The organism is Actinoplanes italicus (assembly GCF_003001815.1).
Lineage (GTDB): Bacteria > Actinomycetota > Actinomycetes > Mycobacteriales > Micromonosporaceae > Actinoplanes > Actinoplanes italicus.
Genome location: NZ_PVMZ01000044.1, coordinates 1 through 23,215, shown reverse-complemented (window position 1 = coordinate 23,215; position 23,215 = coordinate 1). Strand labels below are relative to the sequence as shown.

Here is a 23,215-nt window from a genome sequence, read left to right as displayed (position 1 = left end):
GCCATCCGCTCGGTGCGTGTGCCGATCAGGATTGGCGGGTACTGACGGCTCGATGACCAGGAACGACGACACCGTCAGGCTCGACGCGGCCCTGGACCCGCTGGTCCTCGCCCTCGACGTCGGCTCCACCGCCAGCCGCGGCGGCGTCCACGACGCCGCCGGGCGGCGCGTCCACGGCCTTCAGCACAAGGTGCCGCACGCCTTCACCGTCGCGCCCGACGGCACCTCGGTCATCGACCCGGAGCAGGTGACCACGGAGATCACGCAGATCCTGGACGCGCTGACCGGCGACCGGCGGCTCGGCACCCGCATCGCCGGTGTCGCCATGGACACCTTCGCGGCCTCGCTGATCGCGGTGGACGCGGCCGGGCGGGCGCTGACGCCCTGCCTGACCTACGCCGACTCCCGCAGCGCCGGTGAGGTCGCCGCGCTCCGGGAGGAACTCGACGAGCATGTGGTGCAGCAGCGCACCGGCACCCGCCTGCACACCAGCTATCACGCACCCCGCCTGCGCTGGCTCGCCTCGACACAACCCCGCGTCGCCGCAGCGGCCGCCGCCTGGTGGTCACTGGGCGAATACGTCCTGGCCCGGCTCATCGGACAGCCGCTCGCCGGGACGTCGACGCTCGCATGGACCGGACTCCTCGACCGGCGCACCGGCGAACTCGACGCCGAACTGCTCGCCGCGGCCGGCACCGAGCCCGGCCGCTTCAACCCGCCGCTCGACCCGGCGCAGCCGGCGACGCCGATGGCCCCGGCACGCTGGCCGGCCCTGGCCCGGGCCGCATGGTTCCCGGTCATCACCGACGGCTTCGCCAGCAACATCGGCTCCGGGGCGACCGACGCCACGGTGCTCACCGCGGCGACGGCCACCAGCGGCGCGCTGCGGGTGCTGCTCGGCGGCCCGGCCGACCCGCTGCCGTTCGGGCTGTGGAACTACCGGGTCGACGCGCGGCGGACCCTGCTCGGCGGGGCGATCAACGACGTGGGACGGGCCGTCAGCTGGGCGCAGGCCACGCTGCGCCTCGACGCGATGCCGGCGCAAGCGCTCACGGCACCGCCTTCCGACGCCACGCCGCTCGTGCTGCCGTACCTCACCGGGGAACGCGCCCCCGGATGGGCCGGTGGCGCACGGGCGATCTTCGGCGGCGTGTCCGCGGCCACCGGCCCCGACGCGCTGTTCCGCGGCATCCTCGAGGGCGTGGCCATGACGTACGCGCGGGTCGCCGACGAGCTGCACCCGGCCGCTCCGCAGATCGTGCAGGTCGCCGCCGCGGGCCGGGTCAGCAACGACCAGCCGGAGTGGCTGCAGATCCTCGCCGACGTCCTCGGGCGGCCGGTCACGCACGTGACCCGGCGACGCGCCACCCAGTGCGGCACGGCACTGCTCGCCCTCGACGTGCTGGCTCCGGACGTGCCGCGCGCACCCCGGACCACCGGCAGGACGTACGAGCCCCGGACCGCCCACACCGAGCACTACGCCCAGCGGCGCGCCCGCTTCGCCGAGGTGTACGACACGCTCATCCGCGACTGACCCCGGCACAGCCCATCCCCCTCCGGCACCGGGTCGGCGATTCGGCCGACCCCGCGCGATGGAAACAGCCGCTCCGAGCGGGTGACGCGGGTGGGAGCGCCTGAGCCGGCGGGGACCGTCGACCACGACCTCCACCTGCGGAAACCCTGCTGTCGAACCCGCTGCCGGGCGGCTCCGAGATCGACCTGCGGTCACGATACTGGTCGCCCACGGAAAGGGGCTCCAGTGCCACGCTCTGATCAGAATCCCGCCGGTCGCCGCCAGCGCGGCCGTCGGGCAGCGCCGCCGTCTCCCAGCGGCATCACCTTCGGCGACAACGCGACCTACATCGTCGGCGGCGCAGGCCACGGGGTCGGCGGTCTCGGCGTCGGCGGCAACGGGTACCCCAGCCCGGACGCGGCCGCCTCGCACCCGGCTTCCCCGCCGAACGAGCCGTCAACGCCGCCGCGTCGGACGCGAGGCAACAGGGTCGTGGTGCTGTCCACCGTGATCGGTACGGTATTCACCGCGGGCGCGTTCTTCATCGCCCTGCCCAACTTCCTGGACGGCGACACCAAGCCGACGCCGCCGACGCAGGCCGGCGCGCTCGGCACCACCACCTCCGCCACCACGAGCCCGGTGCCCTCGCCGACGACCACGGACGCGGCTGCCGCGGCCGCCTCCACCGGCACCGGACGGGAGGAGGGCGCGGCATCGGACGATCCGCCCGTGATCTTCGACGACGTGGTCACGCTCGACTCCAAGACCGGAGTGGACCTCGACGGCGGCACGAGCAAGAAGCTCTACAAGCAGACCGCGGACGCCGACCTCTACCTGGACTGGGGCTACATCCTCTACACCAGCGCCCGGCATTCCGCGACGTACGACGACAGTTACGCCGGCCCTCAGGAGGGCGCGTACGCCCGCTGCCGTACCCACCGCCTGGCGTCCAAGGACACCGCGAAACACCGCTTCATCGGCGGCGGCAACCAGCAGTACTGCTTCACCACGTCGTCCGGCCACCCGGGCTGGGTGCAGTCGGTCAACCAGATCGACGACGGTGGACTGCTGGTGAAAGCAGTCGTCTGGCGCGACTGACCGACGGCGCCGCCCGGCGGGCGACCAGCCGGGACTGGACCGCCAGGTTGTGCAGCGCCGTCTCGAGGCCCGATCCGTAGGCGTCCGGGTCTGACTCCGACAGCCTCCGGTAGATGGTGACAGCCTCACGCGTGTGACGGACGGCAGTCCCGGGCCGGCCCGCCTCGGCCAGCACGCTGCCCAGGTTCAGCAGGGAGTTCGCGACGCCGGGCAGGAACGCCTGCGGCAGCGTGGCGGCCAGTCGCCGGCGGATGGCAAGGGCCCGGCGCTGCGGACGGATCGCCTCGTGAGGACGGCCGGCTTCGAGGAGGAACGCCGCGAGGTTGGTGAGCGCGGTGGCCAGGTCCGGCAGGTGGGCGCCGGGATTCCCGGCGGCCGCCTGGTGCAGGATCCTGACCGATTCGGATGCCTGTACGACGGCCTCCCGCGGCCGGTCGAGGTCGTAGTGGCGGGCCGCGAGATTGAGAAGGGACGCCGCCAGGCCGGGCAGGTACGTGGCCGGGTCGGCACCGGCGAGCCGCCGGTAGATCTCCGTGGCCTCGGTCGCGGGCGACAGCGCGTGGTCCGCCAGGCCTGCCTCCGAGCGCCGGATGCCGAGATTGGTCAAGGCCCCGGCGAGGTCTGCCTCGTGGGCTGCCGGATCGGTCCCGGCCAGGCTCCGGTAGGCGATGACCGCTTCCTCGGCGGGTTCCAGCGCTCGATCCGGGCGGCCGGCGAGAGACCACAGCACGCCGAGAGAGTTCAGTGAGGCGGCAAGCGCGGGACGGTAGGCGCCGGGATTGGCGGTGGCGAGGCGGCGGCGGATCTCGAGCGCTTCCCGCGCCGGGCCGAACGCTTCCCGGAGCCGGCCCATTTCGGAGGTGTACGTGGCGACGTTGGCCAGTGCCATCGCCAGGTCCGGCAGGTACGCGTCCGGGTCGGTCGCGGTCAGGTCCCGATAGATCGCGGCCGCGTCGGCGGTGTACGCGAGGGCGTCATCACGGCGCCCGAGCCTGCTGGCCAGTGTGCCCAGGTTGATCAGCGATGCCGCCAGGGGCGTCCGGTACCGGCTCGGCTGGTCCTCGGCCAGGGCCCGGCGGATCTCCAGGGCTTCCCGCACCGGTTCGAGCGCGAGCTCCGGCTGGTTCAGCTCGGTGTGGGCGATGCCCAGGTTGTCCAGCGCGGTCGCCAGCCCGCCCCGATGGCTCGCGTCGGCACGTACCAGCGTCCGGTAGAGATCGGCGGCCTCCGTGCTGGAGCCCATGGAGTCCCGGTGGCGGCCCATTTCGATCAGGCAGAAACCGGCGTCGACCAGTGCCCCGGCGAGTGCGGGCAGGTACGTGGCGGCGTCGGCGGCACCGAGCTGACGGTAGATGCCGACGGCGTCCTGTGTCGCGGTCAGGGCCTGCTCGAACCGGCCTGCGTTCGCTAGCCGGGTGGCGTGGGTCTGATGGAGCCCGGCCCGGGTCGCCGGGTCGGTCGTCTTCGCGAGGCGGTCCCGGGTGAGGGCCGTGCTGATCGCTGCCGCCGCGATGTCGAGGTCGACGTGCGGCCCGGCGGGGAGCAGCGGTTCGAGGCGTTCCAGCAGCTCGAGCTCGATCTGGTGGACGCCGGCGAGCGTGGTCAGGGCGGTGCCGCCGGCTCGCAGGGCCAGTTCGGGATGCCGGTGCAGCAGTGGATACAGCAGCTGCCGGCCGACATGGGGCCACCGGTCGGCGGCGTGGGCCAGGAAGGTGACGGACCGGGTGAGGGTTCCGGGCTCGGTGGTGAGCAGGTTCGTCGCGATCGGCGGCGCCCACTGCTGGGCGGGATAGTCGACGGTGTGTCCGGGCACCGTCAGGGCGAGGAAGTCCTCGGCGAGGCGGTCGGGATACAGGGGTTCGAGTACGGTGCTCCGCCTCGGATGGTCCGGTGGGTAACACCGGCTGTGGTCGGCGAGCGCCTGTTCCGGGTCCGGGCCGATCTTGAGCCGGCGAAGCACCGAGACCGCGTGTGCCCGGTCGAGCGAGCCGGTCAGCGCGGCGGTGTAGACGGTCTGGTTCATCGTCCGGTGGCGTGTTCCGTACCGCCGCCAATGCAGTTGTTCCCGGTTGAGCAGGTATCGGGTGAGCCCGTCGCCGGGCGCCGGGGACGGCAGCCCGTGGGATGCCGCGTCGACCTGCACCAGTGCCGCCATGTGCAGAGCGAGAGTGAGCCCGAACTGCGGGTCCTCGATCGGCACGTCCGGCAGCACGCCGGGTAGCCGGTAGATGCCCGCGAACCGGTCCCGGGCCACGCTGAACATGGCCTCGCGGTCGTCGCGGTCCGACAGCGCGGGAAGGTGCATGCTGGACGTCCCGGCCTGGTGGGTGTCCAGGATGGCGCACAGTGCCGGCCAGGCGTCGAGGCCCCGGGCCAGCATCAGGATCCGGGTCGGTACGCCGATCCGGTGCAGCAGCCGGTTCTTCAGCAGCCAGGTCAGACTGCTCAGCCGCCACCGGTCGGCGTAGTCGATCAGGAGCAGCAGACCGTGTGAGCCGTCGACCGTCAGGTCCTGGCTGCCCGGTTGCAGCGGGTCGGCGTCGGGGCCGTGCAGCGCGGTGACCACCTTCCATCCGGTGGCGGCGCATTCGGCCGCGAAGTGCGCGGCGAGCCGGCTCTTGCCCTGCCCGCCCGGGCCGTGCAGCCATCGCACCTGCAGTCGTGGCCCGTTGTCGCGCCAGCGGCGCAGGTCGGCGAGTTCGTCGTCGCGGCGGGTGAACGGGACGACCGCGCGGCGGGCGTTGAGCATGCGGCTGGGCAGTTCCCGGAGCCAGTCGGGGTCGGAGCGGGGTTCGGGTTCCCAGTTCGCCAGCAGATAGAGCGGCTCGCCGGATCCGAACACGTGGATGTCGGCGTTGATGGCACCGTAGGCGAAGCCGTTGACCGCGGTGACATTCTGCTCGTACACGCGGTCAACTGTGCCGCAGAAGCATGTCGCGTGTCTGTCGCGCCGACTCCAGCGAGTGACCGAAGGCCTCGGGCCGCCGCGCCGCCAGACGTTCGTAGAGCCGGACCGCCTCGTCGGCAGCACGCCGGCCTTCGACGCGATGACGGCCGCTGCGGGCGCAGGCCGTTGCGTAGGTCCCCAAGGCCATGGCCAGGTCCGCGGGGTCGGTGAGCGCCCGGTAGATCTCCACGGCTTCCCTCGCCGCGGACAGGGCCGCGGTGTGCCGGCCGAGGTCGGACAGCATGGAACCGAGGTTGTTGAGCGCCCCGGCCAGATCCGCCGGGTGGCCGCCGAGGGCGCGGTATTCGGCGGCCGAGGAGCGCGTGGTCGCCACGCCTCGCGCGCGGTGGCCGTACTCCCATTGCATGATGCCGAGATTCGTCAGGGCCGATGCCAGATCGGCCCGGTGAGCGACGGGGTCCTCATCGGTCAGTGCCTGGTAGATCTCGGTGGCCTCCTCGGCGGCCGGCAACGCCGCGGCGTGCTCGCCGTTCTCCGACAGGACCGCGGCGAGCACGGTGAGGGACTGGCCGAGCTCGGCACGACGGCCCAGTGCCCGGCGCAGGTCGACCGCCTCGGCGGACGCCGCCCGTGCCTCTGCGGGGCGGCCGACCTCGGAGAGCAGCACGCCGAGCGTGTGCACCGCCGACGCGAGATCGGGCAGCCAGGCGTCAGGTTCGGTGGCGAACAGTTCCCGGTAGAGGGCGGCCGCCTCGGCGCACAGCGGCAGGCCCTCGTCCGGGAACCCGCACTCGGAGAGGCGAGCCGCGAGAGTCGTCAGCGACATCGCCAGATCAGGTGTGTGGGCAGTGCTGTTGACCTTCACCAGGTCCCGATAAAGGTCGACGGCTTCGCGGGCGAGGGCGAGCGCGTCTTCGTGGCGGCCCTGCTCGGCGAGCAGGATGCTGAGGTTGTTCAGCGGGGCGGCCAGGTCGGCCAGGTGACGGTTCGGGTTGGCGCGGGCGAGCTGCCGGCGGATGTCGACGGCCTCCAGACTCGGTTCGAGCGCCTCACGGCGATGTCCGAGATTGGTCAGCAACACCCCGAGGTTGTTCAGGCAGCTCGCGAGATCGGTCCGGTACGCCCCCGGGTTGAGGCGTGCCAGCTCCCGGTAGAGCTCGGCGGCCTCCTCGGTGGCGGCGTGCGACTCCCGCAACCGATCCAGTCCTGCCAGCCAGACGGCCACGTTGTTCAAGGACGAGGCAAGATCGGGAAGATGGGCGGTACGGTCGGCGCGTACCAGCCTCCGGCGGAGCTCGATCGACTCGAGCCCGGGAGCGAGCGCGTCGGCCCTGCGGCCGACCGCGGCCAGGCGGCCGGCCAAGTTGTTCAGCGCGCCAGCGAGTTCGGCCGGATCGGTGTCCGGCAGGTGCCGCCGGATGGCGACGGCCTCCTCCCCCGCCCGCAGCGCCGCGGCCCGGCGGCCCTGACCGGCCAGCAGCGCTCCGAGGTTGTTCAGTGCGGTCGCCAGCTCGGGCCGGTGATCGGCGGGCAGCCCGCGCAGAATCCGGATCGCTTCCCGGCCGGCACGGACCGCCTGGTCGGGACGGCCGGCCGCGTACAGCTGGTTGGCGAGGTTGTTCAGCGACGCCGCCAGGCCGGGCAGGTGACCGCTGTCGGTACGGGCGAGCTCACGACGCAGGGTGACCGCCCACCGGCTGGAGGCCACCGCCCGGCCGTATCCCCCGGCATTGGCCAGGCGCCAGGCCAGCGTGTGGTGCAGCCGCGCCCGCTCGGCGCGGTCGCGGGTGCGGGCCAGCCGGTGCCGGGTGAGGGCGGCAGTGATCGCCGCGGCGCCGACGTCCAGGTCGATGTGACGCCCTTCGGGCAGAAGGGCCTCCACGGCTTCCAGCACGGCGACCGGAACATCGGCGAGCCCGGCGAGCCCGGTCAGCGCAGGGCTGCCGGCGGCGACGACCAGGTCCGGCCGGTCGAGCACCAGCGGGTACAGCAACGTGGCGCCGACGTGTGCCCACCGCGTGGTGGCAGCGATGAGGAAGATCAGGGGACGCGCCGGGCCGGCCGTCAGGACCGCGGCCGCGGTGCCGGCGGCCCACGGCTGGCCCGGATAGTCGGTGGTGTGGCCGGGCAGGGTCAGGGCGAGGAAGTCCTCCGCGAGCCGGTCCGGCAGCAACGGCTCCAGGACCTGCTCGGTGCCGTTCGCGGCCGGATAGAGCAGCGTGTGGTCGGCGAGAACCTGCCCGGGGTCGCCGGGCACCGCCGCCAGGTCCAGAACGCGAACGCCGTCCCGGCGGTGCGTGGCACCGGTGAGCGCCGCCGTGTAGACGGTCCTGTTCATCGCCCGCGGCGAGGTCCTCATCGGGCGTGTCGCCCAGTGCTGGTTCTCCCGGTCGAGCAGGTGGATGGTCAGGCCGGCGACCGTGCCGCGCTTTGCTGAACCGGCAGCGGCACCGGTCGCGTGGGTGTCGACCGCGACGAGGGCGGCCATGTGCACGGCCAGGGTCAGCCCGAAATCCGCATCGGCCAGCGGGGGTGGTCGCACCGCCGCGGGGTCGATTCCGTAGTGGACGGCGAAGTCGTCGCGGGCCGCGGTGAACATCAGGGTCCGGTCGTCGCCGCCGGTCGCCAGCGGTGACAGCGGACGGACTGCGACCCGGTCCACCTCGTTGTGCAGGACCGTCGGCACGTCAGCGGTCCGGGACAGCAACAGCACCCGGACCGTCGGCCCCACTTGGTGCAGGAGCGTGTTGCGCAGCAGCCAGGCCAGGTGACTCGGCGGCCACCGGTCGGCGTAGTCGACGATCAGCAGGACGCCGGGCGCGTCGCCGCTGCGCAGGTCCTGGCTGCCGGGCGGTGGCAGGACGCTGCCGGTCCCCGGCGCCGCCGTGATCACCTTCCAGCCGTCGGCGGCGGCCTGCTCGGCGGCCTGTGCGGCCAGCCGGCTCTTCCCGGCGCCGCCGGGCCCGTGCAGCCAGAACGCGCTCAGCCGCGGACCGGAGCGCCGCCAGGAGTCCAGGCCGGCGAGCTCCCGGGACCGTCCGGTGAAGCCGACGACCGCGAACCTGGCGTTGAGCATCCGGCTGGGCATCTCCCGGAGCCACGCCGACTCGGCAGGCGGCTCGACGGCACGGTTCCTGAGGACATACAGCGGCATGCCGTCGCCGAACGCGTGGATGTCAGCGCCGACAACGCCATACCCGAACCCCGCGACCGCGTCGACCGTCTGGCCCGGCCCCATGTCCCCCACCGGCCTCGACTCGACAGACAACCGGACGGATCCATTGAAGCAGCGCCGGAGTCACCAGTCGTACGGCAGATGCTCCAGCAGCCAGCTGGTAACCGCCCGGGTGATTCCCGCGAGCACACCGGAGACGGCCGCACCGGCCAGCCATACACGTGCCCCGCGCTTCCTGCTGCCATCGTCTGACATGGATTCTCCCTGGGTGAAGTACCAGTTCATGTCTTCACCGTGAGGCCGCCGAGGTGCGGCGGATTGGGCCGACCCCCAGCCGAGTCCCGGGTTCGTCACCGACATCGCATTTCTCCGCCGCGGAGAGGATGTCGTGGCGATAACCGGAAATGAGTTCGCGAGGGTCACGGCCTGGGAACTCGGCACACAACGCAGGATCCGGCTCATCCGTTCCGGAGGATCGGCGCGGGTGGACTGCGTGGAGTGGGTGATCGCGCCAGACGGTTCACCCGTGGCGCTTTCCGGGGACACAATCCTGCGGGCCTGGTCGCCAGAGGAACTCCTCGAAGGGCAATCCGATACACCCGACCTGGAGATCGACCTGGATGCGCCGATCAACACCATGAATGTGGACCGGTCCGGAGCAGTCATCGTCGGCACCGATCACCGACTGGCGCGACTGCATCTGCGGCGCCTCCCCGGAAGACCTACTGCCGGATAAAGTTGCCTGTTTCCGGTGCTTCAGGACGACGGCAGCCCGGCGGCCTGGTGCTGGCCGGTCAGGTGGTAGCGGGACTTGCCGCCGGACTTGGCGGTGTACATGGCGATGTCGGCCTGGCGGAGCAGGTCGTTGCGGTGCAGGGTGGCTCGGGGCTGGATGGCGGCGCCGATGCTTGCTGTGACGGTGAGGTTCAGGCCGGCCACGGCGAAAGGCTGGGCGAACGCGTCGACCAGCAGCGCGGCCTGGTCGGCGAGGCCGTGGACCTCGTCGCCGGTCACCAGTACGGCGAACTCGTCGCCGCCGAGGCGGGCGGGCAGGCTCGTGTCGGGGGTGTGGGCTCGCAGGCGGTGCGCGACCGTGGTCAGCAACGCGTCGCCGACGGCGTGGCCATACGTGTCGTTGACCTGCTTGAAACCGTCCAGGTCCAGGTATAGCAGGCCGACCGCGCCGGGGCCGCCGGCCATGGCTACGGTGTCGATGCGCTCGAACAGCGCGGCCCGGTTCGCCAGACCGGTGAGCGTGTCGGTGTAGGCGAGGCGGCGCATCTGCTGCTCGCTGAACAGCAACTGCTGCTGGCTGTGCCGCAGCTCGGTCTCGCGGGCCTGCAGGTGACGGACCGAGGCGTGCAGGTCGGCGGCGAGCCGCTGGTTGTCGCGCATGCTGAGCATCTGCCGGCCGACCACCAGCAGTACCAGCAGCGTCGACAGGACGTACAGCATCGGGCCGACGGTGCCGCGGTGCAGGGTGACGGCCAGCGACACCGTCACGGCCGCCGCCAGCGGCACGTACGGCAGCATCGCCCAGAATCTCGGCTGCGCCTCGCGGTGCCGGCCGCCCTCCGGAGCGGTCCGCCGCTGCAGGCCGGCGGCGGCTCCGATCGCCAGGAATCCCCAGATCCAGCCGAGGTCGAAGAAGTTGCTGGAGGCGTAGCTGCCGCTGTTCACGAGGTACGCGAAGCTCGTGTCGGCGAACGCCAGGGCGAGATAGCCGGTGCCGAGCAGGCCGAGCACGCGTCGCTGATCGCGTCTCACCTGCGCGAACAGGATGAACATCATGCTGCTCACCACGACGTCGCCGGCCGGGTACGCCAGCGTCACCAGCCACTCCAGGGTGGTGGCCGCGACGTCGTGGTACAGCGGGCCGAGCACCGTCGCCCAGCTGAGGTAGAACAGCGATCCGGTGATGATGAGGCCGTCCAGCACCGATCGGGCCGCGCGTCGGCGCGTACCGATGAAGGTCGCCGCCCCCACCACGGTCAACGGCACGAGGGCCAGGTAGCCGGCGTCTGCCAGGGACGGGAAGGGCGCCTCTCTGCCGTCGACGTTCTCGTACCAGGTCCAGACGAACTGACCGGCCGACCAGCAGAGCGCGCCCGCTCCGAGCAGTGCCCACCCGAGGCGCCCGGTCTTCGCCCTCATGGCCGTGCGGACGCACGCGAGCCCGGCGTACAGCGAGGTCAGGCCCTGTGCCAGGTTGGTGAACAGCACGGTCGCCTCGGACCCACCGATCGCCGTCACCAGCCACACGGCGGCGAGCCCCGCCGGCAGCAGGTGTGCCGCCGCGTAGACGGGCATGCCTCGGGCGTGGTTCAACGCGGGCCACCGGTCATGCGCGCATCATCGGCCGGCACCGCGCTCAGTTGAGGATCACGTGACACGTTTCGTCTGGTAGGCCCACATGGCGAGTTCGACCCGGTTCCGGGCGCCGAGTTTGGTCATCAGTCCGGTGAGGTGGAACTTGACCGTGCTCATGCTGATGTGCAGCTCACGCGCGATCTCCGCGTTCGTCCTGCCCAGCGCGACCCGGCCCAGCACGTGCTCCTCACGATCCGTCAGGGCGTCGACCGGGTGGAACGGTGTCGTCGCCGGGCCGCCGGTGGCGAACGTGGCGAGCAGCCGGGCGGTCACCGCTGGATCGATGAGCGCGTCACCCCGTACCGCCGCATTGATCGCTTGAAGAAGTTGATCCGGTTCGGCGCCCTTGAGGAGGAAGCCACGCGCACCGGCCCGCAGCGCTCCGTAGATGTATTCGTCGGTGTCGAACGTGGTGATCACGACGACGGCGATCGGATCGGCGACGTCCGGCCCCGCGAGCAGGCGGGTCGCTTCGATGCCGTCCAGGACGGGCATCCGGATGTCGAACAGGCAGACATCCGGACGAAAACGACGAGCTAGGGCAACGGCCGTACGCCCGTCGGCTGCCTCTCCGATCACCTCGACTCCGGGACTGCCGTTGAGGATCGTCGACAGCCCTGCCCGGACGATGCCCTGGTCGTCGGCGATGAGGACACGGATGGTCATGCCGCGGCATCCGGACGAGGAAGGACGGCGCGTACGCTCCAGCCGCGATCGGCATTCGGTCCGGCGGTGAGCGTGCCGCCCAGGAGGGTGACTCGCTCGGTCATGCCGACCAGCCCGAACCCGTGCGAAGAGGTGGCAGCCGCGACCCGCCTGCCGTCATCGCTGACCGTCAACCGGACATCGGTGGCGCTGCCGGTCACCTCGACGCTGACGCGGGTCGCGTGCTGAGCGTGCCGTTGAGCGTTGGCGACCGACTCCTGCGTCACGCGGTAGAGGGCGCCCTCGACTGCCGGTGGCAGGTTCGTCAGGTCACCGCGCAGCTCGACGCCGATGCGCAGCGTCGTGGTGCTGTCGCCGGCGAGGCGCTCGATGTCGGCGATCCGATGCCGCGGCGTCAGAGGCGACCGCTCCCGGACGTCGCGGAGGGCACTGACCATCATGCGCATTTCGGCGAGCGTACGGGCGGCCTCGCGGTTGATGGTCTCGAGGGCCTCCGTCGCGCCGCTCAACGACTCCAACCGGGCGAGGAACAGGCCGGCCTGCGCCTGGATCGCGATCGCTGAGACGTGGTGGGCCACGGTGTCGTGCAGTTCGCGGGCCAGCCGTTCGCGTTCCTGGAGCTTGGCCTGCGTGATCAGCTGTTCACGGGCAATGCCCCGGTAGCGGACGGACGCCCCGAGGGCCGCGGCCAACAGCACGATCGCGATCCCGGCGATCGTCTCGGCAATGCCGGGGAAGTCGACACCGACGATGGCGGTCATCGCGAGAGCCACGACTGCCAGCCCGACGATCACGTCGCGGCCGGCGCGCCGCCGCAGCAGCGAGTAGACCAGGACCAGCACCACCCAGCCGCTGTGCAGGGTCATCGGTTCGGTCCCTGTCACATACGCGGCCACGTCGAGGATCGCGAACCCGCCGAAGGCGAACACCACCGCGGACAGCGGATGGATTCGCCGGACCAGGACCGCCAGCACCAATCCGAGACCGAAGACCGCTGCCACCGGTCGCCAGGCCGCGTTCTGGAAGGCCACATCGAACACGAGCGCAATGAGGACCAGCACGGCGAGGACCCCGTCACGCCAGGTGTACGCCGCCTTCGACACGAATGCCACAGTAACGATCCGGCTACCGTCCGGTCCCTGGCCGATCGGCCAGGCGGGCTCCGGCCACATGATTCGGGCGCCCCGGCCACCGATCCGATGAGACTGACGGGCATGAGACAGAAGGACCTTGTGGACACCGCGGTCGACGTCAAGGTGGTGCTCTGCGGCCTGTGGGTGACCACGCTGCTGGTGTTCGCCTACGTCGACATCTTCGGTTTCTTCCGCGCCGACGTGATCGACGGAGTCCTCGCCGGGGAGGTGTCCGGCGCGGGGTTCGCTATCGACCAGACGTTCCTACTACTCACGACGTTGTACGTGGTGGTTCCCGCACTGATGGTCGTCGTGTCTTTGGTCGCCCGCGCGCGGGTCAACCGGATCGCCAACATCGTGGTCAGCCTGTTCTACGCGGCGACCGCCGCGGCGACGCTGATCGGCGAGACCTGGATCTACTACATCGTCGGGATCCTGATCCAGGTGGCGCTCCTGCTGGTCATCACCCGGGTCGCCTGGACATGGCCGTCAACTCGTACCACCTAGGTTCTTACTGCCGGCGAGGGCTGCGGCCAGCGTAGGCGCCGTCTGAAGCTGGTCGAGAAGGACCCACAGGCGTGACGCGCGGTAGGACGCACCGTTGGGAATCGGTTCGGTGGGTGGGAGACGTGGGCCGAGATCGTAGACCGTCGGTGCCCTGGCAAGCGCGAAGCCGAGCGCCGAGGTCAGATCGTTCTCATCGGCACCGAGCAGGTCGAAGACAGAGGAGACTGATACTCGCGATCTACGCCGTCACCACGTAAGAACCGCTGATCCCGGTACGGATCAATCCGTTGGCTGAGGGAGGCATTCCGTCGATGAGGACCGAAAGGCCCCGCTCCAGCTCGCTCAGATGAAGAGAAACGGGCCGGCGGTCGATTCGATACCGCGCATCGGCCGAACGGCCCGTGTTCTTTGAAACACCTCATGTCTTCTCGGCCGGCGTGGTCTGCTTCCCGGCGACGGAATTCGTGAGGGGGCACGGCGATGAACAGTCTGACAAGGCTGCTGACGGTCGGCATCGGCTTGGTGACCGGCGCGACGCTGGGCATCGGTCCAGCGGCGGCATCCGCTGGGCACCGGCAACCCGGTCGAACGCTGACAATGCCGACTGGTCACCTCGCAGTGCTCGAAGGCATCCCGGCGAGAGATCCTCGCGACGCAAGAGCGCAGCTCAGCACCTTGGACAGGCGCTCACCGACCTTGTCGGCAGCGATTGTCTCCCCCTTCGTCCGGTCGTCACCGTCAGACGATCCGCCCCCGGACGAGCCGCCGGCATCGGGCGAGCCGGCCCCCGCCACTCCGGCCGGGTCGTCGACCGGCCCGAGCGCCGAGAAGAAAGAGGAATGCGAGGCGCCGGAAGACAAAGACCACAAGGCCAAGGTCAAGGAGGCCGAAGACAGGGAAAGGGCAAAGACCTCCACCTACACTCCCCCCGCCGACAGTAACGAGGGCAACCCACTCGTTGACACCAAATCCGAATCCGAGAAAAGGAAGGAGGCGGAGAAGAAGCAGGAGGAGGAGAATGATGACGCATGGGCGCATGCGCGGTGTGTCATCTGGGAATCGGCCAAGGACTCATTGGCGGAGGGCGGAAAAGAGCTATGGGAACACTTTCAAGGTAAATCGATCGAAAAATATACTGAATTGGCGGAAAAGAGCACCAAGTACCGTCCCGAACCTATCGATCTCATCGACGAGAAAGCCCTGCAGGGAACCTTCGACGACGCGGCCGAGTACGCGAAGAACCCCGGTGCAAGCGTCGACGTCGGTGGCGGTCCCGTGGCGCAGATCGGCGACGCCGGTACCGATGCCGCGGAGACGCTGGATGACGCGGGCGCCGACGCTGCCGAGTTCTTGGGCGATGCCGGTGCCGACGCCACCGAATTCCTGGACGATACCGGGACCGACGCTGCCGAGTTCTTGGACGATGCCGGCACCGACGCCACCGAATTCCTAGACGACGCCGGCACCGACGCTGCCGAGTTCTTGGACGATGCCGGCACCGACGCCACCGAATTCCTAGACGACGCCGGTGCCGATACCACCGAATTCCTAGACGATGCCGGTGCCGACGCCACCGAATTCCTGGAAGACACCGGCACCGACGCCGCAGACGGCTTGGCTGAGGTAGGTGAGCAGCTGGGTGACACCGGTACCGACACCGCCGAGTTCTTGGGCGATGCGGGTACTGAGGCCGCCGAGTTCCTGGGCGATGCCGGCACTGATACCGCGGACAGCTTGGGCGATGCGGGTACCGACGCCGCAGAGACGCTCGGCGACGCAGGCACCGATACCGCAGAAACCCTCAGCGACGCAGGCACCGATACCGCAGAAACCCTCAGCGACGCAGGCACCGATACCGCAGAAACCCTCAGCGACGCAGGCACCGATACCGCAGAAACCCTCAGCGACGCAGGCACCGATACCGCAGAAACCCTCAGCGACGCAGGCACCGATACCGCAGAAACCCTCAGCGACGCAGGCACCGACGCCGCAGAAACCCTCAGCGATCCCGGTGAGGCCCTGGGTGACGTCGGCGAGACGCTGGGCGGAGGCCTGTTCCCGGCGGTGACCTGACAAGCGCGGACGGCTACAGCCGGGTCAGTGGCTGCCCGGCCAGCAACACCTGACCTCCGACATCACTCATGGTCCCCATCGAAAGGTCGAGCACCCTGAGCTGGGCCACGACGGGTGCGGGGGCTGCTCCTCGACGAAGGCCATCACGCCGAGGTGACGCTAACGGCTCTCCCCGGACGGGGCCTCCGGAACCGGAAGTCGGGTGATCTGGTGTGCCCGGCGCAGCACGTCGAGTTGAGCACTGTTGTACAGCGCCTGAAGCGCCTGGCCGGCAGTGGCTCGCGCCGCTTCGGTCTGCGGCTCCAACGTGACCGGGTTGGCGGCCGTCGCGGGATTCATCAACGGTGCGAGCTGTTCGGCAAGCGCCTGTCGCGTGACCTCGTCCGCATCCTCCGGCAGGTCACGAAACGCCTCGTCCAACGCGTCATTGGGGTGCGCCTCCAGCGTCTGCCGCACGGTCTCCATCGACTCGTCCGAGAAAAGCTGGGAGTAAATCATCAAAAGCGCCCGATCATTGTCACGCAACTGCTCCGCGACCCCGTTGAAGCCGGGCGGAACGTCGGGCACCGCCCCAGGCTGGGAAAGAACGGCCAGTTCCCGCCGGATTCCCTGCAGCCGCTCAATAGTGGCTTCGAGCTCGGTGTCGATCACCCGGAACACCGAAGCCTGACCGTCCAGGTCCGTCCCCATCGCGGCGATCTGGGTGAGCCCGACCCCGAGCCCGGTCAGCCGCTTGATCTGCAAAAGCCTGACCAGATGGCGTACCTCGTACTGCTTGTAGCCGTTGGATTTCCGATCGGGCTCCTCAAGCAGTCCGATCTCGTGGTAGTAACGCACGGTTTTGACCGTGATGCCCGACAGCTCGGCGATCTCACGAGTGCTCCAGGACATGGTCACCGCTCCTCTTCTCACGCCACCGTACGAGCACGAGCATCGCGATGTTGACGACACCGAGGATCAGCACGGCCGCGTCCCCGGAACCTGAGGATCGGTCGATCGAGAAGGGCTCACCGTCCGACATCAGCGTGTTGACGCTGGTGAACAGGACGTTGTTCGCGACGTGGAAAGCGACCGGCGCCTCGATGCCCCCGCTCATGATCGCCATGAGTCCGGTGCAGGCGCTGATGAAGGCGTAATAACCGAACAGCCAGGGGTCCGCGGAGCCGTGCAGCAGCGCGAAGGTCAGACTCGAAACCATCAAACCGACGACCACGGCGGTACGGACCCCGCGCACCCACGATGCGGCGGCGGGCAGCGCGGCACTTCTGAACATCAGCTCCTCGCCGAGCGCCTGCAACGGCGTGGTCAGCAGGGTCAGCACGAGCATGACGATCGTCGTGCCCGAGACGCCGAAGGCGACCCAACCGGGAGACTCGGGCGCGACGAGTGCCACGACGCCGATCCCCGCCGCCACCAGGACCGCCGCGCCGAGCAGGTAGAACAGCAGGCGGCGGGGATCGAACGCTCGCGGTGAACTGATCAGCCTGCGCCACGGCACCCCGGCCAGCCACGCCAGCAGCAGGATCGCCAGCACGCCTGTGACGATGGTGGCGAGGTTGACGGCCAGGAACTTCAACGGCGTCATGGCCGGCGCGAACGGGTCGTCACTGCCCTCCAGCACACCGACGAGCTGATAACCAAGAACCTGCAGGACCAGCAACATCACCGGCGGTACGACGACGGCCAGCAACGCTTTCCACCAGGCCACACGCAGGTGTACGCCGAACGGCCGTGTCTCGTCGGAGTGTGGTGCGCCCATCAGCGGTGTTCCCTCGGCTTGAACCAGTAGATGCGCTCAGCAGTAGAAACCGTGCCGTCGGGGCAAGGTCAAGCGCGACGCCGGTAGACGGTGAGCAGGGTGCTGTCGCCGTACACCGTCGCTTCGCTGAGCGTCCACGCGGTCTTGTCCGGCGCCTGCGCCCAGAGCCGTCGGCCGTGGCCGAGGATGACCGGCGAGGCCATGAGGTGGATCTCGTCGACGAGGTCCAGGGCGAGCAGGCTCTGGGCGAGCTGGATGCTCCCGGCCACGGAGATCTCCCCGTCGACCTCCTGCTTGAGCCGGGTCACGTCCTTCACCAGGTCGCCGTTCAGCACGGTGGTGCCCGCCCACTGCGGGTCGGTGAGGGTGCTCGATACGACGTACTTCGGCATGGTGTTGTATTTGTCGGCGAGCTCGCCGTCGTATTGGGGCCAGGCCGCCGCGAAGCCCTCGTAGGTCTTGCGGCCCAGCAGGAGCGCCGAGGCCCGCAGCGATTCGGCCTCCTTGTATCGTTCGCCGTCGGGTCCGCGTTCGAACTCGAAGGTCCAGTTCGGGTACTTGAAGTCCTCTCCCCCGGGTGCCTCCACGACGCCGTCGATGGAGACGAACTCGGTCAGCACGATCATGCCCACGTCAGTTCTCCTTGATGAAGGCGCGCAGCGCGGCGGCCAGCACGTCGGCGGTGGTCGAGTGCTCCTCGCCGGGTACCGGCTCGAGCGTGGACGCGGGCAGGTGCGCGGCGATCGCACGGGAGCCCGCGGCCAGGGCCGGCCAGGTGTCGGCCCCGTACATCACCAGGACCGGGACGTCGATGTTCTTCCACAGTCCGGGGCGCAGCGGCCTGCCGGCCAGGGCGTCACCGACCTGACGGCCGTCGTAGGCGATCGTGGGCGCGACGGCCTCGAGCCCGGCCCAGAAGTCCATCTCACGCATCCCGGCGACCGCCTCGTCCGGCAGCATGACCGCGGCGGTCATGAACAGGGCGACCGCATCGCCCGGCCGGCCGTCGGCGATGGCGGCGTCGAGGCGCTCGACGTAGTCGCCGGGCAGCGGAGGGCGGGCGTCGTCGACGGCCGCGTTCGGCTCGAACACCGCGACACGCGTGATCGGCCCGCCGTGGTGGGCGGCGTTGAGGGCGAGATTGCCACCGGACGACCAGCCGAACACGGTCGCCGGGCGCCCCTGGCCGGCCTGCTCGATGATCGCCGCAAGGTCCTCGAACTCGCGCTCGACGGCGTACGGCAGGGTGTCGCCGCTCTCGCCACGACCACGCCGGTCATAGTTGATGACCAGGAACTCGCCGGCAAGCAGTTCCGCCGTCTCCCGGTTCAACGGGTTGGTGGCGCGATAGGCCGTCGCGCCGTCGATGATGACGATCGGGTCGCCGGCGCCCCACGCCGTGTAGGCGATGGTGGTGCCGTCGGCAGACGTGACAGTGCCTTCTGACATCGGAGGGGCCCTTCATGGTGTACGGCGGTGCCGGTCACCGCCTGCACACGACGCTATGAGCCGGCCGGGCCCTCGGGCTTGTACAGAAGCGACAGGGGATCGGCGGCGGGATCCGGCCGCCGCAGTTGCGTGGCGGTCCGCCCGATGAAGCGTTGCAGCGAGCGGGCCAGGTGGGGCTGGTCGTAGTAGCCGAGCCGCTCCACCACGTCCAGGGCCGCGGTCCCTGCCCCGAGCAGCACCGCGGCCTCCCGCGCCCGTTCGATCTGACGGATCGCGCCCTGTGTGAGGCCGGTCGCCGCGGCCACCCGCCGTTGCACCGACCGCGACCCGACCCGTGCGGCGCCGCCCCACACCACCTCGTTCACGAGCGGGTCACGAACCAGAACTCCGGCACGCACGAGCTTCTCCACGAACAGCTCGGCGTCGTCGAAGTCCGGAATCTGCCACTGTTCACCGCGCAGCAGGAACGTACGTCCGGTCACGTGCGGACTGTCCTGCCCGCCGTCGACGAGCGCGCCGATCGGAAGGTGGGGCATCGAGGTCCCATGCGCGAAGGTGATCCCGAACGACTCCGAGTCACCGGCCGTCTCAGCACTCGACGCCGTCGTCTCCGGTCCCCGGACGGCGGCGTGCATGACGCCGTGCTGCTCCCAGAAGACGAGTTCCCAGGTCGACGTGGCGATCGAGGTCATCTGCCCGACACCGGAGGTACGGCCACGCCAGACCCGCGCCACGTAGGGCGAATCCGATCCGCGATGGTCACTCTCGATCGGCACGGTCCGAGCCTAACGCCTTGTCCGCCGGCCCCAGCTCACACGTCCACGGGGAGTTCTCCCCATTCCCCGTGCTCGGCCGGCGGGGTCTGATGGTCGGCATCAGCGCACCGCCCGAACCTCCAGGGAGAAGAATGTCGACCTCATCGCAGTCCGGCCGGGCTTTCCCGCACCGCACGCTCGGCCGGCTGGCCGCCGGTGGCACCGCCGGCCTCATGCTCCTGCTCGGTGCCGCCGCCCCGGCCGCCGCCGCTTCCCTTCCCAGCTGCGCTTCCATCAGTCACGACGTGGGCCTGGCGAATCAGACGATCTACGTCAAGAACAATTGTTCGTACGACCTGACCGTCCGAGTGCTCAAGCTGGGGCCCGTGGCGAACCCGTGCTTCGTGGTTCCCGCCCGTCAGAAGGTCGGATGGCGCTGGGCCCGCATGTGGAAGTACGTCATGACCGAACGCTGCTGAGCGCCCCGTGATCCATCGCCCCTCTGCGGGGCGATGGATCACCCTGGTGGAGGATCTCCGGGTGGATGCGACGACGTTGCACGTGACCGCACGCCGCTATTTGATGCGACGAGACGCGGACCTCAGAGCCGAGTACGAACGATTGCCCGGCGGGGGCCGTCAGGCCGACGGATACACGTACACCACCGAGGCGAAGCGCACCTTTCCTCGCTACAACGTCGTCGCCGCCATCCTCGTGGAGGTCGAACGTCTCGATCCCGACCGGCTTCCCGGCGTGGAGGACCTCGGTCGCGCATTGCTCACGGCGGCCCAGGTGGCGAACTCCGTGTTCACCGAGCCGCCACACGGCGAAATCCAGGCGCAGGCCATGGCCGATGAACGCCGCCTCTTCGCGGCGAACGTGCAGCGTTGGAGGAAGCAGTCCACATTCCGAGCGGACCCCCTTCCGTACCGGCGCGTCCTGACGCCACAACAGGGATCGACGTGGCGCGCAGCGCTGCAACGGCGATGGGATGTGCAGGACGGTCTGTGGCATCCCATGCTGGGTGGCCCGATCCCGCTGGACGTGCTGGTCCTGGACGAAGGATCGATGTGGGAGGACGAAGGCGTCGATCATGTCCGCCAGGTGCTGCGGGGCCTGGGTCGCTCGCGGGTGGTCGAGTTGCGGGAGTACGGACCCGACTACCTGCTGGACGTCATGACTCTCGCACCGAGGTACACCGGTCCCGAGGGCCTCTGGACCGACGAACACCACGACTGGATCGCCTACGCGTCGCACGAGGGAACCGTGGCCTTCGGCGGCGTCCTGGCTGCCAATCTGCTCAGAACCTGGCCCGGAGCCGACAGCCGGCGATGGCGGTTCACCACGTGATCACGGGTCAGGGTGCTTCTTCTGCCTCGATGAGGTCGTCGCCGTGCTGGACGACCCAATCCGCCAGTGCCCGCATCGGTCCGTCGGCGAAGGTCCGGCCCAGGGCCGTCAACGCGTAATCGACTCGCGGGGGCGCCTCGGCGTACGACCTGCGGTGAACGAGGCCGCTGCCGACGAGTCGCTCGAGTGCCTCGGTGAGCGACTTGTCACTGATGCCGCCGATATTCACCCGCAGCGCGCGCCGACGTTGCGGACCCGCCGTCAGAGCGGCGAGAACAACCGGATCCCACACGTGCGTGAACAGATCCGTGGCCATACGCAAGCGGCAGTCCGCCACGAATTCCATGCGGCCATCGTGTCATGGCCGTTGCGCACCACACGGTGTGTGACTCTCCGATCGGTTCGGATCACCATTCCTATGGTCTGACGCCATGCGTATCGGAATTCTCGGCACCGGAATTTTGGCCACGGCGCTCGCTACCCGCTGGACATCGGCCGGACACCACGTCAGCATCGGCGGCCGCTCCATAGAGCGGGCCCGAGCCGCGGCAGAGGCGGCCGGAGCCCGTACCCGCCGGTTGTCCGAGATCGCCGTGGACAGTGACGTCGTTCTTCTCGCCGTCCACTGGACAGGCATCGGCGACATCCTCACCGCGGCCGGTGCTCCCGCGGGGTCACTCACCGGCAAAATTCTCATCGATCCGACGAACGCGGTCGACCACGGCGTCGGCGTTCTGCGGACGGAACCCGGCCGGGCCCTCGCTCAACAGATCGCCGGCCTCGCCCCGGGCGCGCACGTGGTCAAAGCACTCCATCTCTTTCCGTCGACACAGTGGACGACTCCCGCGTCGCCGCCGGTGACGGTCGCGATGTGCGGCGGCGACTCACGAGCGTTGGAGATCGCCGGCTCACTGGTGCGCGACCTCGGAGGCATGCCCGCCGTTCTCGGTGGGCTGGACCGGGCACGCCAACTGGAGGAGGTCGCCGGGTTCGTCATCGGGCTCGCCTTCTCCGGTGTCGACCCGCAGTCGGCCATTCCCGGAGCTCCGTCGACCGGAACCGGGCCCGCGTGAAACCTGATCTCGTCACCGCTGCCGCGAACCGGCCGGGTCTTCATCCGGCCGGCCGATGGTCGCTGACTAGGCCTGGAGCTTGACGCCGGTGAGGTCCGCGCAGAGGGTGAGCAGCTGCTCCTGCAGACCCTCGTCGTACGCCTGCGGATTGGCCGGCAGAGCCGTGCGGCGCTTGAAGTAGTGCCCGGTCACCGTGGCCGCCGGCTCTTCGGAGGTGGCGAGCCACACCTGGGTCTCGGCACCCTCGGGCAGGTCGTCGGTGGCGTCCGGGCCGCCGAGCCGGGTGCGGATCCAGCCCGGGTCGACCGCGTTGCTCAGGGTGCCGGGCCGGAGCCGGGCCACCGCGAAGGCGAGCATCACGTCGTACAGCTTGGAATCGCTGTAGGCCTGCATCCCGTCCCACTGCCGGTTCTGCCACTGCGGGTCGTCGAGGCGTGCCCGGCCGTCCGCCTCCAGTCCCGAGGTCAGATAGATCAGGCGGGACGGCGTCGGCATCAGCGCGGTGAGCAGGTACGGCGCGAGCGTGTTGACCTGGAAGATCCGCTCCAGCCCGTCCTCGGTGATCACCGGGGCGGACTGACCGCCACCGATGCCGGCGTTGTGGATCACCACGTCGAACGGGCCGGCCTCGATCGCCTGGACGGCCAGCCCACGGGTCTGCGCCAGGGAGGCCAGGTCACCGACGATCACACCGTGCGCCTGAGACACGGCCTTGAGGGCGTCCTCGGCGCGACGCTCGGTGCGGGCGTGCAACGTCACCCGATGCCCGTCCGCCGCCAGGATCTGCGCCGTGTGCCGCCCGATGCCGTCGCTCGAGCCGGTAATCAGAATCGTCGCCATGACAGCCATCCTGCCGGACGACCGACGGACCCGATGAACCGGTTCACCGGTCGACACCGCCAGCTACCCGTGCACTTGATCTAAGTGCACGGACCAGCCGATCAGTCCTGAGAATGCGTACGCGAAGCTGGAGAGCTGGGGCGACGGGACGCTGGAAGGCTCGCCTCGCAGCCCGCCGTGGGCCGGTTTTACGCTGGAATGAATCATCGGCGAGGTCGGGAACGGCAATGCCTGAGTTGCAGCGAGGCAAAACGAATCTTGGCGATCCACCAAGGCACGCCTTATCACCCAAAAACGACAAATACTGCTAAGCATCAAAAAACTTGATGACAACGTACCCAATGATAAATATCGACATTAGAGCTCCAATGATCAGTGAGGCTGTTTCCATCCTTCACTCCATCCTCAGCGTCTCGAATCGTTAATTCAATTGAACGCCATCGCAGAGATTGAGCCTTTTTCAACCTGATCTTGCAGGTCAGCCCGGGTCAGCAGGGACCGGTGATCGATGAGGGCGAGGCTCCAGGTAAGACAGCAAATCGACCA

General features: G+C 69.5%; 21 protein-coding genes. 8 read left to right on the top strand and 13 right to left on the bottom strand.

From position 1 onward, the window contains the following. Window positions 1-52 precede the first annotated feature (52 nt). Both CLV67_RS49950 and CLV67_RS51595 read left to right on the top strand, forming a co-directional pair. Window positions 53-1,534 (top strand): gluconokinase, encoded by a 1,482-nt coding sequence (locus CLV67_RS49950; RefSeq protein WP_106331052.1) that lies wholly within the window; start codon window positions 53-55, stop codon window positions 1,532-1,534. A 225-nt stretch (window positions 1,535-1,759) separates the two neighbouring features. Then, window positions 1,760-2,611 (top strand): hypothetical protein, encoded by an 852-nt coding sequence (locus CLV67_RS51595; protein ID WP_146169649.1) that lies wholly within the window; start codon window positions 1,760-1,762, stop codon window positions 2,609-2,611. Here the strand turns inward: CLV67_RS51595 and CLV67_RS49935 are convergent. The 3 genes from CLV67_RS49935 to CLV67_RS54520 are packed head-to-tail and all read right to left on the bottom strand — an operon-like array spanning window position 2,556 to window position 8,949. After that, the gene (locus CLV67_RS49935) at window positions 2,556-5,519 is read right to left on the bottom strand and encodes a tetratricopeptide repeat protein (RefSeq protein WP_106331049.1); all 2,964 of its coding nucleotides are present in this window, start codon (window positions 5,517-5,519) and stop codon (window positions 2,556-2,558) included. The two genes, CLV67_RS51595 and CLV67_RS49935, sit on opposite strands and share 56 nt — an antisense overlap. A 4-nt stretch (window positions 5,520-5,523) precedes the next feature. Continuing rightward, window positions 5,524-8,757, bottom strand: coding sequence for a tetratricopeptide repeat protein (locus CLV67_RS49930; protein WP_106331048.1), 3,234 nt, complete (start codon window positions 8,755-8,757; stop codon window positions 5,524-5,526). 60 nt (window positions 8,758-8,817) lie between these two features. Further along, window positions 8,818-8,949: a hypothetical protein gene (locus tag CLV67_RS54520; RefSeq protein WP_275414988.1), complete on the bottom strand. Its 132-nt coding sequence runs from the start codon at window positions 8,947-8,949 to the stop codon at window positions 8,818-8,820. Between the two features lie 238 nt (window positions 8,950-9,187). Between CLV67_RS54520 and CLV67_RS51590 the strand changes: the two genes are divergently transcribed. Continuing rightward, window positions 9,188-9,430: a hypothetical protein gene (locus tag CLV67_RS51590; protein WP_146169648.1), complete on the top strand. Its 243-nt coding sequence runs from the start codon at window positions 9,188-9,190 to the stop codon at window positions 9,428-9,430. A 20-nt stretch (window positions 9,431-9,450) separates the two neighbouring features. Here CLV67_RS51590 and CLV67_RS49925 read toward each other — a convergent pair whose 3' ends face one another. From CLV67_RS49925 to CLV67_RS49915, 3 genes are all read right to left on the bottom strand, one after another. Beyond that, entirely contained in the window at window positions 9,451-11,004 is a 1,554-nt protein-coding gene (locus tag CLV67_RS49925) for a GGDEF domain-containing protein (protein ID WP_106331047.1), read from the bottom strand. Between the two features lie 72 nt (window positions 11,005-11,076). Further along, entirely contained in the window at window positions 11,077-11,730 is a 654-nt protein-coding gene (locus tag CLV67_RS49920; RefSeq protein ID WP_106331046.1) for a response regulator, read from the bottom strand. Further along, window positions 11,727-12,833, bottom strand: coding sequence for a sensor histidine kinase (locus tag CLV67_RS49915; protein WP_203737886.1), 1,107 nt, complete (start codon window positions 12,831-12,833; stop codon window positions 11,727-11,729). Before CLV67_RS49915 ends, CLV67_RS49920 begins: the two co-directional genes overlap by 4 nt. A 111-nt stretch (window positions 12,834-12,944) precedes the next feature. On the opposite strand from CLV67_RS49915, the gene CLV67_RS49910 reads away from it, so the two are divergent. After that, window positions 12,945-13,370 carry a DUF6326 family protein gene (locus CLV67_RS49910; protein ID WP_203737887.1) on the top strand — a complete coding sequence of 142 codons (426 nt, stop codon included), beginning with the start codon at window positions 12,945-12,947 and terminating at the stop codon, window positions 13,368-13,370. A 480-nt stretch (window positions 13,371-13,850) separates the two neighbouring features. Further along, window positions 13,851-15,443 carry a phasin family protein gene (locus CLV67_RS51585; RefSeq protein ID WP_146169647.1) on the top strand — a complete coding sequence of 531 codons (1,593 nt, stop codon included), beginning with the start codon at window positions 13,851-13,853 and terminating at the stop codon, window positions 15,441-15,443. Between the two features lie 159 nt (window positions 15,444-15,602). Here CLV67_RS51585 and CLV67_RS49895 read toward each other — a convergent pair whose 3' ends face one another. From CLV67_RS49895 to CLV67_RS49875, 5 genes are all read right to left on the bottom strand, one after another. Beyond that, on the bottom strand, window positions 15,603-16,334 hold the full coding sequence (locus CLV67_RS49895) for a helix-turn-helix domain-containing protein (protein WP_106331076.1): 732 nt from the start codon (window positions 16,332-16,334) through the stop codon (window positions 15,603-15,605). Beyond that, on the bottom strand, window positions 16,315-17,202 hold the full coding sequence (locus CLV67_RS49890; RefSeq protein WP_106331042.1) for a CPBP family intramembrane glutamic endopeptidase: 888 nt from the start codon (window positions 17,200-17,202) through the stop codon (window positions 16,315-16,317). Before CLV67_RS49890 ends, CLV67_RS49895 begins: the two co-directional genes overlap by 20 nt. Window positions 17,203-17,270: 68 nt before the next feature. Continuing rightward, the gene (locus CLV67_RS49885; protein ID WP_239166971.1) at window positions 17,271-17,828 is read right to left on the bottom strand and encodes a dihydrofolate reductase family protein; all 558 of its coding nucleotides are present in this window, start codon (window positions 17,826-17,828) and stop codon (window positions 17,271-17,273) included. Window positions 17,829-17,835: 7 nt separating this feature from the next. Then, complete coding sequence (locus CLV67_RS49880; protein WP_106331040.1) at window positions 17,836-18,651, bottom strand: alpha/beta fold hydrolase; 816 nt, start codon at window positions 18,649-18,651, stop codon at window positions 17,836-17,838. 53 nt (window positions 18,652-18,704) lie between these two features. After that, entirely contained in the window at window positions 18,705-19,427 is a 723-nt protein-coding gene (locus tag CLV67_RS49875; RefSeq protein ID WP_106331039.1) for an AraC family transcriptional regulator, read from the bottom strand. A 131-nt stretch (window positions 19,428-19,558) separates the two neighbouring features. On the opposite strand from CLV67_RS49875, the gene CLV67_RS49870 reads away from it, so the two are divergent. Both CLV67_RS49870 and CLV67_RS49865 read left to right on the top strand, forming a co-directional pair. Then, window positions 19,559-19,885, top strand: a complete 327-nt coding sequence (locus CLV67_RS49870) for a hypothetical protein (protein ID WP_106331038.1) — start codon at window positions 19,559-19,561, stop codon at window positions 19,883-19,885. Between the two features lie 61 nt (window positions 19,886-19,946). Further along, complete coding sequence (locus CLV67_RS49865; RefSeq protein ID WP_146169646.1) at window positions 19,947-20,756, top strand: hypothetical protein; 810 nt, start codon at window positions 19,947-19,949, stop codon at window positions 20,754-20,756. A gap of 7 nt (window positions 20,757-20,763) precedes the next feature. Here CLV67_RS49865 and CLV67_RS49860 read toward each other — a convergent pair whose 3' ends face one another. Continuing rightward, complete coding sequence (locus tag CLV67_RS49860; protein ID WP_106331036.1) at window positions 20,764-21,102, bottom strand: winged helix-turn-helix transcriptional regulator; 339 nt, start codon at window positions 21,100-21,102, stop codon at window positions 20,764-20,766. Window positions 21,103-21,187: 85 nt separating this feature from the next. Here CLV67_RS49860 and CLV67_RS49855 point away from each other — a divergent pair, with 85 nt between their 5' ends. Continuing rightward, complete coding sequence (locus tag CLV67_RS49855; protein ID WP_106331035.1) at window positions 21,188-21,829, top strand: NADPH-dependent F420 reductase; 642 nt, start codon at window positions 21,188-21,190, stop codon at window positions 21,827-21,829. A gap of 66 nt (window positions 21,830-21,895) precedes the next feature. Here CLV67_RS49855 and CLV67_RS49850 read toward each other — a convergent pair whose 3' ends face one another. Further along, window positions 21,896-22,669, bottom strand: a complete 774-nt coding sequence (locus CLV67_RS49850; RefSeq protein WP_106331075.1) for an SDR family NAD(P)-dependent oxidoreductase — start codon at window positions 22,667-22,669, stop codon at window positions 21,896-21,898. Window positions 22,670-23,215 lie beyond the last annotated feature (546 nt).